At 38.9% G+C, this 13727-nt stretch carries 15 protein-coding genes and 1 riboswitch; of the genes, 6 read left to right on the forward strand and 9 right to left on the reverse strand.

Annotated features, from left to right (window positions below; translation table 11 throughout):
* Nucleotides 1-44 precede the first annotated feature (44 nt).
* Genes citF through FAZ25_RS02585 form a run of 5 tightly spaced genes read right to left on the reverse strand, consistent with a single transcriptional unit; the run spans nucleotide 45 to nucleotide 4982 of the window.
* On the reverse strand, nucleotides 45-1583 hold the full coding sequence (gene citF, locus FAZ25_RS02565) for a citrate lyase subunit alpha (RefSeq protein ID WP_192269773.1): 1539 nt from the start codon (nucleotides 1581-1583) through the stop codon (nucleotides 45-47).
* Complete coding sequence (gene citE / locus FAZ25_RS02570; RefSeq protein ID WP_048801852.1) at nucleotides 1573-2484, reverse strand: citrate (pro-3S)-lyase subunit beta; 912 nt, start codon at nucleotides 2482-2484, stop codon at nucleotides 1573-1575. Before citE ends, citF begins: the two co-directional genes overlap by 11 nt.
* Nucleotides 2484-2777 (reverse strand): citrate lyase acyl carrier protein, encoded by a 294-nt coding sequence (citD, locus tag FAZ25_RS02575; protein WP_004908609.1) that lies wholly within the window; start codon nucleotides 2775-2777, stop codon nucleotides 2484-2486. Before citD ends, citE begins: the two co-directional genes overlap by 1 nt.
* Nucleotides 2767-3822 (reverse strand): [citrate (pro-3S)-lyase] ligase, encoded by a 1056-nt coding sequence (citC, locus tag FAZ25_RS02580; protein ID WP_040189736.1) that lies wholly within the window; start codon nucleotides 3820-3822, stop codon nucleotides 2767-2769. Before citC ends, citD begins: the two co-directional genes overlap by 11 nt.
* Nucleotides 3822-4982: an NADP-dependent malic enzyme gene (locus FAZ25_RS02585; protein WP_048801853.1), complete on the reverse strand. Its 1161-nt coding sequence runs from the start codon at nucleotides 4980-4982 to the stop codon at nucleotides 3822-3824. Before FAZ25_RS02585 ends, citC begins: the two co-directional genes overlap by 1 nt.
* Before the next feature lie 257 nt (nucleotides 4983-5239).
* On the opposite strand from FAZ25_RS02585, the gene FAZ25_RS02590 reads away from it, so the two are divergent.
* A complete protein-coding gene (locus FAZ25_RS02590) occupies nucleotides 5240-6181 on the forward strand; it encodes a sugar-binding transcriptional regulator (protein ID WP_048801854.1) in 942 nt (313 codons plus the stop codon).
* Nucleotides 6182-6248: 67 nt separating this feature from the next.
* Here FAZ25_RS02590 and FAZ25_RS02595 read toward each other — a convergent pair whose 3' ends face one another.
* Nucleotides 6249-7019: a (S)-acetoin forming diacetyl reductase gene (locus FAZ25_RS02595; protein ID WP_004906216.1), complete on the reverse strand. Its 771-nt coding sequence runs from the start codon at nucleotides 7017-7019 to the stop codon at nucleotides 6249-6251.
* 147 nt (nucleotides 7020-7166) lie between these two features.
* Here FAZ25_RS02595 and FAZ25_RS02600 point away from each other — a divergent pair, with 147 nt between their 5' ends.
* Nucleotides 7167-7847 (forward strand): hypothetical protein, encoded by a 681-nt coding sequence (locus FAZ25_RS02600; protein WP_004902448.1) that lies wholly within the window; start codon nucleotides 7167-7169, stop codon nucleotides 7845-7847.
* A 32-nt stretch (nucleotides 7848-7879) separates the two neighbouring features.
* Here FAZ25_RS02600 and FAZ25_RS02605 read toward each other — a convergent pair whose 3' ends face one another.
* Both FAZ25_RS02605 and FAZ25_RS02610 read right to left on the reverse strand, forming a co-directional pair.
* A complete protein-coding gene (locus tag FAZ25_RS02605; RefSeq protein WP_048801855.1) occupies nucleotides 7880-8371 on the reverse strand; it encodes a DUF805 domain-containing protein in 492 nt (163 codons plus the stop codon).
* Between the two features lie 92 nt (nucleotides 8372-8463).
* On the reverse strand, nucleotides 8464-9042 hold the full coding sequence (locus FAZ25_RS02610; RefSeq protein ID WP_004908191.1) for a folate family ECF transporter S component: 579 nt from the start codon (nucleotides 9040-9042) through the stop codon (nucleotides 8464-8466).
* A 40-nt stretch (nucleotides 9043-9082) separates the two neighbouring features.
* A riboswitch (THF riboswitch) is annotated at nucleotides 9083-9189 on the reverse strand.
* 159 nt (nucleotides 9190-9348) lie between these two features.
* Between FAZ25_RS02610 and FAZ25_RS02615 the strand changes: the two genes are divergently transcribed.
* Nucleotides 9349-10089, forward strand: a complete 741-nt coding sequence (locus tag FAZ25_RS02615; RefSeq protein ID WP_004906211.1) for an NUDIX domain-containing protein — start codon at nucleotides 9349-9351, stop codon at nucleotides 10087-10089.
* Nucleotides 10090-10157: 68 nt separating this feature from the next.
* Nucleotides 10158-11327: an MFS transporter gene (locus tag FAZ25_RS02620; RefSeq protein WP_048801856.1), complete on the forward strand. Its 1170-nt coding sequence runs from the start codon at nucleotides 10158-10160 to the stop codon at nucleotides 11325-11327.
* A 102-nt stretch (nucleotides 11328-11429) separates the two neighbouring features.
* Here the strand turns inward: FAZ25_RS02620 and FAZ25_RS02625 are convergent, their stop codons facing one another.
* Nucleotides 11430-11762 carry a DsrE family protein gene (locus FAZ25_RS02625; protein WP_048801857.1) on the reverse strand — a complete coding sequence of 111 codons (333 nt, stop codon included), beginning with the start codon at nucleotides 11760-11762 and terminating at the stop codon, nucleotides 11430-11432.
* 492 nt (nucleotides 11763-12254) lie between these two features.
* Here FAZ25_RS02625 and FAZ25_RS02630 point away from each other — a divergent pair, with 492 nt between their 5' ends.
* Together FAZ25_RS02630 and FAZ25_RS02635 are read left to right on the forward strand one after the other, a co-directional pair.
* On the forward strand, nucleotides 12255-12413 hold the full coding sequence (locus FAZ25_RS02630; protein ID WP_162837889.1) for a hypothetical protein: 159 nt from the start codon (nucleotides 12255-12257) through the stop codon (nucleotides 12411-12413).
* 549 nt (nucleotides 12414-12962) lie between these two features.
* Nucleotides 12963-13151, forward strand: coding sequence for a hypothetical protein (locus FAZ25_RS02635; protein WP_227005672.1), 189 nt, complete (start codon nucleotides 12963-12965; stop codon nucleotides 13149-13151).
* The last annotated feature ends 576 nt before the right edge of the window (nucleotides 13152-13727 follow it).

Raw genomic sequence — 13727 nt, forward strand, 5'->3', positions numbered from 1 at the left:
TTTCACTTATTTTTATGTACACGAATCTTTCGATTCGTTTTAGTCTAGTCTTTAACGGCTTTGATGACGTCAATCACTGTGCCATCACGATACTCTGCAACAGCTACAACACGATCTGTAAATACTAGAGGTTTAGCCTGTCCGACAATTTTCTCGGCTTTTTGCTGCAAAGCCTCAATGGTATAAATTGGTAATCCAGGGACATGCGACAGTTGTTCAATTAAGTCTTGCCGTTTTGGATTAATAGCAATGCCAATTTCAGTCACCACCACATCAATCGAATCACCGGGTGTAATCACAGTTGTAACATTAGGCACAATAGTTGCAATACGGCCACGAACAAGCGGTGCCGAGATAATAGTTAATTTAGCTGTTGCTGCATCCTGATGGCCGCCAATAGCACCACGTATAATGCCATCAGATCCAGACATAACATTCACATTAAACTGTGTGTCAATTTCTAAAGCGGACAAAATCGCCACATCTAATTGGTCAACCATAGCGCCTTTATTAGCTGGATCTGCATACCAAGACGCGTCAATTTCTTGTTGCTGACGATTATCTTTCATGGACTCAGCAGCGCCTTTATCAAAGTCCTGCACATCCATCACACGTGCCACTAAGCCCTCATTCAGTAAATCAATTGTCGGTTTTGTGATGCCACCAAGTGCAAATGATGCCTTAATCTGATTGTTAATCATAGCTTGTCTAAGAAAACGTGTGACCGCCAAAGCAGCACCACCAGAGCCTGTTTGAAATGAAAAACCCTCTTTGAAGTAAACTGAATTGATGATGACATCATTCACTGTTTTAGCAATTTTTAGCTCTTTAGGATCTTTTGTGAAACGGGTTGCCCCAGAACCAATCTTTTCTGGATCTCCCACAGCGTCAACTTTGACAATGTAATCGACTTGTGTTTGCTTGATAGAAGCTGGTGTATTAGGATAAGCTTTAATATTGTCAGTTACCAATACCAAAGTATCAGCGTATTGCGCGTCAATTAAAGCGTAACCAAGTGAGCCAAACGCCGCATCACCGTCCATGCCATTCGCATTGCCAGCATTATCTGAATTGGGTACACCAAGAAAAGCCACGTCAATTTTAATCTCACCTTGCTCAATGGCGCGTGCACGATTACCATGTGATCGGAAGACTACCGGATTTTCAAGTAAGCCATGTGATACTGCTTCCCCCAACGAACCTCGCATACCCGAAGACGTAATATTGGTAACAACGCCCTTTTTAATTGCCTCTACAACAATGTCGTTCATAATATTTGTCAAAGAAGACGGTGCTAAAGTTAAATTATGGTATCCCTGATCAATAATGCTACGCATGACCTGATTAAAGACGTAGTCGCCTTCTCGAAAATGATGATGAAATGATATTGTCATCCCATCAGCGACAGTCTTGGCAACAACTTCGTCAATTGATGACAAAACTTTATCACGCCCAGTGGTTGCACGAACCTTGGGCGCAACCCTTTGCGCTATTGGGTGTCCATACGTCACACCGTTGAAAGGCTTGCGTGTCATTTGCTTTAAAATATTATCTGGTATGTCACGTGCTACTTTATTTTTCAATGTAATTTCCCTCCATATCAACTAAGTGGTTGGCCTTTGCCAGTCGCATCACACGTTCTGCTCTTAGTACAACAGGACGGTCAACCATTTGCCCATTCATTGCAATGACACCAGACCCTTTTTGACGAGCTTCTTCAATTGCAGCAATCACATTTTGTGCATTTAAAATCTCTTGTTGAGATGGTTCGTAAACTTTGTTCACCATGTCAATTTGCCGTGGATTAATGAGTGACTTACCGTCAAAACCAAGCTGATGAATAAGCTCCGTTTCACGATAAAAGCCAGCTTCATCATTTAAGTCTGTAAAGACCGTGTCAAACGCTGCAATACCAGCTGCTCGTGCTGCATGTAAAATGACGTTACGTGCATAGCTTAATTCTTGGCCATCGGGGTAACGGTGCGTTTTCATATCCGTTGTGTAATCTTCTGCAGATAATGCAATACCAATCATACGTGTTGATGCCATAGCAATTGCATTCGCATTAACCACACCACGTGCCGATTCAATTGCGGCCATGAGTTGTGTTGAACCTATCTCTCGTCCAAACTGTTTCTCTGCTTCAATAACCAACTTTTCAAGCGTTTGAATCATTTCAACTGATTCCACTTTGGGCAAGCGAATCACATCAATCCCAGCCTTGACCATAGCTTTAATATCATTTTGATAAAAAGGTGTATCTAAGCCATTAATACGTACTACCAGCTCAGCATCCCCATAGTCCACTGTTTTTAGTGCTTGATAAACAAGATAACGTGCCGCATCTTTTTCATCCAATGAAACCGCATCTTCTAGATCAAACATAATTGAATCTGCCCCAAAAATACCAGCATCTTTAACCATCGCCGGATTGTTTCCTGGCACAAACATCATGGTGCGGCGTAATCTTTCTTCCGTAGCCATTACATTACCTCCCAATTTGGTTCATCTGCTAGGTCTAATGCCCGTTGCACAGCTGTCATAGCGCGTGCTTTGATCACCATATCCAAGGCACCCTTATCAACAACTTTTACCTCAGCATTGTCGACACCATACAGTGCTAAAACTGCCGTAATTGTTGCTTTGATTGCATCATCAAATTGTTTTGCAACATCTGAGACTAAATCGAAAGTAATCCCATCGCGCCCTTGACTCAACATAATTTGTACATCAGAAGATTCTAACGTTCCTGCCATCGCAGTTTTTTTAATTTCCATCAATTTTTTGTCCCTTTCTAATGCGCGTTTGTAGCGCGGTAATATTTTCTGATATAAACAGCGCGGTCGTTTCTGGTACCATCTCCGTCCAAACTTGGCGGTTATCAGTTGCAATAGCTTCTCGTACGGCACGCGCTGAGACAACCTGTCGCTGACTATTTAATCGTGGTACGATTGTTAGTTCGATACTGTCATCGAACTCTCGTGCCAATGTTTGATTGTAATGTGCCGTTGTTTCAGATAGGGGTTCACTACCAACATAACGTCGGGTAATATGTCGCGCCGGTGCGATAATATTTTTGAAAAGACGTGCGTCCAAAGTTGTCTGATAATCAATAACAGTCGTTTCATCATGAATAAAGTAAGAAGGAAAGGTGAGATAGCTAACCATGTAGTCACCCCCACTGACGACCACCACATTCTTCAAATCTGCTACACCTTTTGAAACAAGCATTTGGCGTTCAGCCGTTGTGAAAAGAGAAACATCCTGCGCAACCACAAAAACATAAACAAAATCATTTTCTGTGGCCGCTTTTTCAATGAGATAACGATGTCCCCTGGTAAAAGGATTAGCGTTAACGACAACAGCAGCTATTCTTGAGGTCTGATTTCCCATTTGTGGCAACTGCCGTATAAAGCTATGGACATCAGGCAACCCTTTTTCTAAAATCGCCCCCAGACTAGACTCAGCCAATACACCAAATCCAATGTGTTTAAAACTAGCGATATATCGCGGCTTTGTAAACACAAAATGATGAAAACGACCAAGTGTTGCCATATAGTTTTCCAAAGTTGTCATGACCTGATTAAATCGTGCCCCTTTAGAGGTTGCCCCACGGTCGCAAACGGCGATATATTTCAATACTTTACCTGCGATAGCGCCAGTCCCCACTAGGCGCTCACCGTCAAATAGACCAACTATTTTTTCAATCCCTATTAATTCTTTTTCATTAAAATTATCAATATCTAGTTCAGATAAAAATGTTTGCCAATATTGCCGCTGCGTTGGGTTATTTAGATTAATATCCCGTATGATATCAACCATCAGCTACCCTCTTTGTGTTGTTTAGCGTAGGTCAAAACTGCTGCCTCTACTTGAGAAACAACACCTTTGCCAAATACACCTGGCACAATATGTGTTTCGTCTGGATCTGTCATCATGTTTGCTAAAGCTTTTGCAATTTGTACCTGTAATGCCATATCAACATGCTTTAAGCCACTGGCCAATAATCCTTTGAATAAGCCAGGAAATACCAGCACATTGTTAACTTGGTTTGGCCATTGTGATGAACCTGTTGCAACAACTTTAGCCCCAGCAGCAAGCGCTTCTTCGGGTAAAATTTCTGGAACGGGATTAGCTAGTGCAAAAATGATTGGCCGTACGCCCATTTTTGCAACCTGCTCCCCCGATAAAACGTGCGCATCTGATAAGCCAATAAACACGTCTTGTCCAGTGATGACGTCGTCCAATGTTTCGCCAGCTGCTTGAGAAACCTTTCGTGCTAATTCACGTTGATAACTGTTATATCTATCGTCATTTTGTGAAACAACACCATGGACATCAATCAAGGTTATCTTAGTCATACCCGCCGCTATTAAAATCTTTGCGGTAGCCACGCCAGCAGCACCAACGCCATTAATAATTACTTTGAGTTCTGATAATTTTTTATGAACAACCTTGGCGGCATTAATCAATCCTGCCAGTACAACAATTGCTGTTCCTGTTTGATCATCGTGATATACCGGTATGTTAAGTTCTTCACTCAATCGGCGTTCAATTTCAAATACTCGTGGTGCTGCAATGTCTTCTAAATGTATCCCAGCAAATGACGGGGCCATTGCTTTAACCGAATTAACAAATTCATCCACACTCACTTGATTTAAAGCCATTGGGATGGCATTAACATCCGCAAAGTTTTTATAAATTAAAGCCTTTCCTTCAACAATAGGTAATCCTGCTGCGGGACCAATATTACCAAGCCCTAAAACGGCTGACCCATCAGTAATCACAGGAATTAGTTTTCCGCTCATTGTATAAGCTTTCTTCTGTGACTCATCGGCAGCAATGAGTTTTGCTAGTCCAGCTACCCCTGGTGTGTACGCTTCACTCAACTCAGACGGTGTCGTAATATCAAACTTAGATTCAATATCCAATACACCTGTGTGTGCTTCATGAATCGATAAAACTTCTGCCATATTTACCATAGCTACGCCTCTTTTCTTTTTGTAGCATGTGTTTTGTACATGTACATTAATTAACAACCCCTATTCTAGTAAGAGGCTATGGTACTGTCAACGATTTTTATTGATATTTTTTAAATATTTTTTTATAAATAGACGATTTTTTAAATATTTAAAACGAATGAATATTTTTGAATTTAATTTTTTAAAATGAATCGTATTTTTTAAACAGTTTGTTTCAATATTAAAAATTTAGTACAATAGCAGCAGAGGACCAAAATATGAGTTCACATGAATTACTATCTCAAATTGCTGAAGACTATTATTTGAACAAACGACCCTTTGGCGACATCTCAAAAAAATATCATATTAGTCGTTACTTAGTAAATAAATATCTTAACGAAGCTGTAAAAGAAGGCATTGTAAAAATTGAAATAACCGCTAATTCTCATCGTAATGCACAACTTGAGCACATTTTACAAGACAAGTATGCTGATATTAGCTTCTATGTTGTGCAAGACGATATCAATAACATTACGACGTCAGAACATTTATCAAATTATGCGGCGAACTTAGTTGACAAATTACTCAAAGATAATAATAAAGTGATTGGCCTAACTTGGGGTGAAACGATATATAGTATGATTGATAGCCTCAAAAGTACGCCTTTAGAACGGGTTAAATTCACACAATTTTTAGGTGAAAATATGAAATATAACTCAACTGCAGGCTCAATACGTATGGTTGAACGTGCGGCTAAAAAAGTTTCGGGTGAATTTTTGACTTTACCAGCACCACTATATATTTTGAATGACATCGTTAGACAGGGACTATATTCTGAACCTTCCCTGCAAAATACACTGGCTGTAGCAAATAATATGGATGCGTTAATTACCGGCTTGGGTACGTTGCGCTCACTGGAATCTATTCCAATTTGGTGCAACAATCTAAATGGCATTTTCCCAACTATCAATTTCCGTGATATTGCTGGGATGATTTACGGTCGCCCATACGATATTCATGGCCATTTTTTGAATCAAGATGATGATAAAATTGTTGGCCTACCCGTTAATCAAATTATGAAAGTGCCAAGACGTATCTGTTTGGTGCGTGGTAAATCAAAATCTCGACCCGTTGTCGGAGCACTTCGCGGCAAACTTATAACAGATATGATTCTCACTGAAGCTATGGCTTATCGTATTCTCAACGAAGAAAGTTTGTAATGACAATAAAAAAGCAGTTAAATGATCAATGTCATTTAACTGCTTTTTTATTCAAGTTATTTAATTATTAATGAAATACCATACCACCATCAACGATAATCGTTTGACCAGTGATATAGTTTGAATCATCCCCTGCTAGGAAACTAACAACATTAGCCACATCTTTGGCTTCACTCAGACGGCCCAATGCGATACCATTAGAGAATTGCGCCATGCCCCATTCATCATCTTTACCCGCATTTTGCCCAACTTCATGAGCAATATCCCACATCATAGGCGTCTTGACAATACCCGGTGCAAAAGCATTAACGGTAATACCAAACTCTGCTAGTTCTTTAGCTGTTGTTTGCGTAATGCCACGAATAGCAAATTTAGTTGAACCATAAACCGTTAGATTAGGATTGCCTTCAACACCTGCTTGTGATGTGGCATTAATAATTTTACCGCCATGTCCTAATGCTTTAAAGGCCTCGGTAGCAGCTTGTGTGCCCCAAACGACACCGTTGACGTTAATTCCCCATGTCCAGTTCATATCGTCCTCCGTAACCGCCATGATAGGGGTTGTTGGTGCTACACCAGCATTGTTGATGATAACGGAGAAATCACCAAACTTTGCTTTTGTTGCCTTAACAGCTGCAAAAACCTCATCACGCTTTGCGACATCAGCTTTAATCGCAATAGCTTCGCCACCTTGTTGATTAATCTCGCTTGCTACCTTTTGCACTTTATCTAAATGACGACCAACAAGTGCCAACTTAAAACCATCATTTGCCAATCGTTCTGCAATTGCTTGTCCTATGCCTTGTCCAGCGCCTGTTACTAATGCTACTTTTGTCATAATCACATATCTTCCTTATTTTTTTATATCTACACTTAACAATATACGCCGTTTTGTGAAAAAGTAAACATAAATCGTTAAACAATTTTACCCTTGCTAACTGCCATTGGTATAAAATAAAACTATTAGTATTTACGGGAGACATATATGTATTACATTGATGGTCAATTTTATCAACTGGGATTAAAACAAAAAATCAGTTTTTTTATTGTGTCCCTCGTCATTAATTCCTTCGGTAATGGTTTAAGTGTTGCATCCGATATGGGATCTGCCCCTTGGACTGCTGGTGCTGCTAACTTAGCAAATCTAACTGGCTGGCAAATCGGAATTTTTCTAGCTCTTTTTGCCATAGCAGTTGCTTTTCTCAATATGTTTCTAGCCATGAATTTCAATTGGCCTAGACTACTGGGAAATGTGGCTTTTGGCCTATCATTTAGTTTTTTGGTTGGCTTGTTTTCTTCACTATTTATTAATTTAGGGATACATACCTTGCCATGGTGGTTACGTTTGCCGATTGATTTCTTTGCTATTTGGAATATAGGTGTTGCCATCTCAATTTATCAACGTGTGAACTGGGTTTTGCATCCCCTTGACGATTTGACAAACATTCTACGTTTTGATTACTTTCACGGCAATGCTTCAAAAGCACAGATGAGCAATTTCATAGTAGCTATTGCTATTTCCTTAATCACATTTTTATTTACACACCAGTTTGTTGCCCTTGGTATTGGCACAATTGTCTCGTTTCTTTTCCAAGGTCGTAATATTGCCTGGGCTGATAAATATATTTTTAAACACCTGGTTCATGGCGATGTTCGAGGCAATTAAAAAAGTGCTTGGGTATAAAACCAAGCACTTTTTTAAATATATGGGCTATTAAATTTTGTTTTAGCAAAGGTGAGCCATAACGAAAAAATAATACTGACACTTACAGGAATCCACCTGATTAAATTATAACTCGAACTCGCCTTATCAACATGAAAGATAATAACTAAGGCAGCGAAAGCAACATAGCATCCCATTGGTATCAGCTGCCACCAACCAGAAAACCCAGCATCATGCAGACGACGTGTGTATAACGCTATATTGGGTATGAAGACAATCACTGCAATGATTGCGGAGACAACAATTAAAAATGACACCGTACCCATTAACGGTGAGCTCTCGGTTGCCACATTACCCCGCTTGCCAAAGAAAGTACCTAATCCTGCAACCATAACAACAACACACATTAAGCATAAATAGATTACACCCCAAAACCATGTCACCCAATTAAAAGCACGCTGTGAACTGGTCCCCCGAAATGTGGCGTATCTTTTAAAAAAATCGACTAATGCTGCCCAAGCTGTCATATTAATCCCCCATAAAACTCAATTCGTTTTGTCCATTCTACCATTGGTTTATTTTGATAACAATAAAAAAACGGCGACAGCCGTTTCCAATATTATGACATAAATATCTTTTTTGTTGCTTGTTTTACAGCCCCATTATTAAGAACAGCGTAAGTAATCAAAACCTGAATTGGGAAAACAATGACGGATTTGACAAACCTTGGCCCTAACAGAGTCATAAAAGTAGTCATATTATGCACATGGGAATACATGATAAACAGCCACACTGTATTTAAAAAGATGTTAACAACAAGGGTTATTACCCCGACAACTAGGATAATACGCAGCCAACCAACATAATCTTGTTGATAATAACCTAATGCATAAACTAACGCACTAAAGACGGCTGATACCGTAAATCCGATAAAAAAGACACCCGTGGGGTTAACAATTGTAATATTAACGACATCTAATACCAACGCAATCAACATCGTCCACAAAGGCCCATACCATTTGGCGATAAGGGATATGGCAATAAACACAACGCCCACTTTAATAACATTCGTACCAATCGTCAGCTTACCCAAGACTAAATCTAATCCCATCAGTAATGCTAAGACGACTAGTTGACGACTATCTAACTTCGGCAGGACCCACTTATTGGTAATCCCTGATACTTTTTGAACAAACATTGTTCTGAACCTCCTATTGGAGTGTTCACCGCAAATATATTTTGGTGAATGTGACAGTTGCATCGCACGTTTTCAATATCGAAAACATTTCGTTGAAGGCCCACATTCCGTTTCCTTCACACTTAACGCACAACTATCTACCCCGTTTTATTTGTCTCTTGGACTCGTTTATTGTAGCACTTTTTAATCCGAACAATAGAAATAATTAGTTTCCATTTCACGCAAACCAACTATTTGCAACACACAAAATGTTAAAATATTGAGATAAGCTACACTACCAAAAGTTACATATCAAAGGCGGTAACCATGACAAACAATGCTATAGAAAAACCACGTATTACAATTACCAATGTCATTTGGTGTTATGATGCTGTCAACCAAGCCGTTAAGCTATTGCTCATCAAACGTGCAGATACGCCGTTCCAAAATTTTTGGGCTCTGCCAGAAACCTGGCTGCGCGTAGATGAGAGCGCTCATGAGGCCACATTACGCTTAGTTAGAGAAAAGCTAGGGCTGGATTTACCCAATATTCACGCTGAGCAACTCGCAACATTCACTGAGCCAGACCGATCACCTGGTGAACGTGCGCTATCGTTAAGTTATATGACTTTTCTACCAGTCGAGCCTCTGCTAACACCTGGCCCAGGAGCAACAGACGCCCAATGGTTCACATTAAAAAAACACAAATCTGGTTTATTTCAGTTTAAGTATCGCGAGCTGTTATTTCGTACGCTGTTAGCTGATGACTATATCACACACAACGACCCGCAACACCGACTCGCGTTCGATCATAACTGGATACTCACTGTTGCTACGCAACGAATTGTGAACAAACTGGATTACCAACCAACTATCTTGTTAACACTTGGACCCGCATTCACTTTAAAACAAGCCCGACAAGTCTTTGAAATTTTTGGCAAAAAAGAGCCTGATAACTCAAACTTTCTTAGAAACCATCAACATATTTTGATTCCGGTAGGTTCAAGTAGTCAAAATAAGCCTGGTCGGCCAGCAAAAAAATATCAGTTGCTTATTGATTTATTATAGTGTATAGTTCTCCTTAACCAATAAAAGTAAAATTAACTTTTATTAGCATTGGAAGGAGAGATTTTGTCATGGACAAATCTAAACGTCTGCTACTTATCGTTGGCACAGCTTGGATGATTGATGCTCTGGACGTCGCTATACTGTCATTTATGATGCCACTCATCAAAACAGAATGGACATTAAATGAAACGCAACTCGGCTTAGTCGGTGCAATGACTTCATTTGGCATGTTGATTGGGGCATTACTTTGCGGTAAACTGTCTGATCGATTTGGTCGTAAGAAAATACTAATGGGGACACTTATTTTGTTTTCGCTTAGTAATTTGGCGCTCGTTTTTGCACCAAATGTCACTTGGTTCATGGCGATTCGTTTTATTACTGGTATAGGTCTCGGCGGTGAATTGCCTGTAGCTGCAGCACTAATTGCCGACCGCTATACTGGCACAAAACGCTCACAAATGCTCGTGCTGAGTGATAGTTTTTGGGCTTATGGCTGGATTTTAGCATCCCTAATTGCTTTCTTTGTCATCCCACACTTTGGTTGGCGAATTGCTGCACTACTTACAGCAGTATTGGCGTTGTACGTTTTCGTCTTACGAAAACATTTGCCCGATGATGCGATTACCCATAAGCAAAATACTGCTTCTTTCCGACAACTCTTCTCCCCAAAACACAAGTGGCCTTTAATTATGCTAAGTTTGGTTTGGTTCATTGTGATGTTGACCTATTATGGTATTTTCCTATGGTTACCTAGCGTGCTTGTTTTACGTGGTTTTTCAATTGTCCATTCGCTAGGCTACACACTTGCTATGAGTATCGCACAGCTACCCGGCTATTATTTAGCAGCGCATTTACTGGCTAAAATGAACCCCAAAAAACTACTCATCGGCTATCTTATGGGAACAATTTTAGCTAGCCTGATATTTGGATTGGCCAATAATGTTACCATTATTTTAATTGCCGGCGCGGCATTATCATTCTTTGATTTAGGTGCTTGGGGCATCCTTATCGCCTTAACACCTAGCCTCTTCCCACACGCTATTCGCGGTACTGCAATGGGTTCAGCTCAAGCAGTTGGCCGCTTGGGTGCCGTGATTGGCCCATTCTTAGTCGGCTGGTTACTTGATATTAAAGTAGGTATTGGTGGCGTCTTTAGTCTATTCGTAGGCTTATTGTTAATTGCCATTATCATTATGGCTTTCGGTATCAAAACTAGAGTCGACAATTTCGACAACTGATAACCACTTGCAGACTCATGCCCATAATAAAGAGGTCGCAATTAAAAAAGATCGTCAACATCATAATAGTTGATGATCTTTTTTTAATGTCATGCGACTGTGCTATGGCTTAATGTAGGCAAAGCCTTGATGTTGTTTGTTCACCAACTCTACAACGCCAGATGGTACGATACGACTCTCGGCTTGTAATTGTTTTGGTAGTATTTGTCGTTGCTGTAACGAATTGTTGCAAACCGCAACATCGATGCCTCGTCGATATAAGTCAGTTAAATTGATGTCGGCGTCTTGGCGTACCTGCGTAACCGCCTCACCATTAACCAACAATTCAATTATCCCGTCATCATGACTTTGCTGCCAATGTTCATATAAGTGTGACAGATTAGATAATACGGTTGGCCACTTGTTTGTTTCATCGATATGCACGATCACGTTCATTTTATTTTCCTACGCCTTTTTAAAGCAGTATAGCACTTATCCACGAAAATTGTTTAATACAAGTATGTGCTTTGGTTGTCGATGTTCTGTCATATGAAATGCCTTTTCAGAGGTACTAATCTCACAACACAATACTTTCTAGCCTGCTTTTAGCAACTGGGTGAAAGTTTTTATTTGACTTATTAATTATAAATATTGGTCCTTCCAACAAAGAACTGATATAATCAACTTCTACTAGTGTCATTAATAACGTCTTGTGGTTTTCATTTTTCAGATACTGTGCTCTCAACTATCGAATGGCTGTTGTATTTACGATTAAATTCTTAAGAGTAACTATCGCTCGTATAGAATCAAATCAAGTTGCCGAATCTCTTGTTTTGCTATCACTAATAGCTAAAGCGCTAGACACAATGGCTAACTATTTAAGGCAAAATGATAATAATCCATAATACGTGCATTGAATCACGTTAAAAGCATAATTGGGGAAAATAAATGAGAACAAAAATTATTACAAACTGGTGGTCAACTCAATTACTAGCAGATCAAATCAATGCCGCTTTATCTGACTTAGAAGCGAACGGTTATGAAATCATAAATGTACAATATACGTCACCTTTTTTTGTGTACACTGCTATGATTGTTTATAAATAACTCGTCCGTGGTCGTGAGATAAAACTATGAAAATAAATAAAAGATTTTGGAAATTAAGACTAACGTTAATTATCGTTGTTCTTGCATTAATGATTGTCAACAACACATTCAACTTGAATCAACAAATAGTCGGACTTATTCAGGGGGTTATATTGCCTATCTTGTTGGCTCCACTGGCTTTTGAAAGTTACCAAGATAAAAAATGGTGGCTGTTTACTTTTGCTAGTGCACTAACTATGATAAGTATCTTATCCCTCGTGCAAAGTATTTATCATTTTTATGTTTTAAATTATTAAGCCACGCGTTTTAGCAAGATAGCAAACCGCTTAACAAAGCTCGTCATGACATTAATCATGACCTGAAGCCTTAAGGCAAATCTTCACTGACACTGCACGAATTATAACACATATTAAATGGTGAACAACATAAAATTTATGCGTTTAAAACGCTAGCATACTTTTACTATAAGTAACTATTTTAGGGGGCAAACATGAAAAAAAACAGACAATTTTCATCACAGTGATGTGCCTATCTATACTAATTGCCTTAATGACAGCAACCATAATAACTGATAATCGCCTTTATGCCAAAATTGGCTCATCATTGTTGGGCATTTTAACGGGTGTATCTCTTATTTTAGAAATAAAGAAAAACGGTCATTTGACTTGGCAAAGTGGTGGTTTCTTATTCATTAGTTTGTGGTTTATATTAAATCCATGGCTTCATATTACTGGATAATAATTTAAATTCATATACTCATAAAGTCAATAACTCATTGTTACTGAACCATCTGGGTCTATTACAAATTTTGTATATTATATTCTTTTTAATAAAAAGACTCCAGCGAATGATTGTTGCTGAGCAAATAGAAGAAAAAGTTTTGAATAAATTCTCTCAAGTCAGAAAATATAACTTTCTCGGAAAATAACTGTCATACAGATTTGCAGTGGAAAATACTGAATTAAAATTAACAGAACCTCAAGCTATTGTTCAATACAACTAAGACAAATAAAAAAAGTCTCCAACAACTACGTCAGGGGCTTTTATTATTGTTTGAAGCATAAAAAGACAACAAAAAAAGCCTAACAGGCTCTTGATAGAATTTATATACATCTTACAACTAAATTTTTTATTTAAAGGAATTACTATAATATTTAAAATGATTGTCGGTCTCTCTGTACCGGCCAAAATATATCACACATACGATTAAACTTTAATTAAACAAGTATACTGCTAGACTTGTTAAAGAACTCTCTGTTTCTATTAACACTTATGAGTATACCATGTATTCGTATTAATTACAATTTTTGGATT

This window comes from Leuconostoc sp. LN180020, assembly GCF_014844115.1.
Lineage (GTDB): Bacteria > Bacillota > Bacilli > Lactobacillales > Lactobacillaceae > Leuconostoc > Leuconostoc citreum.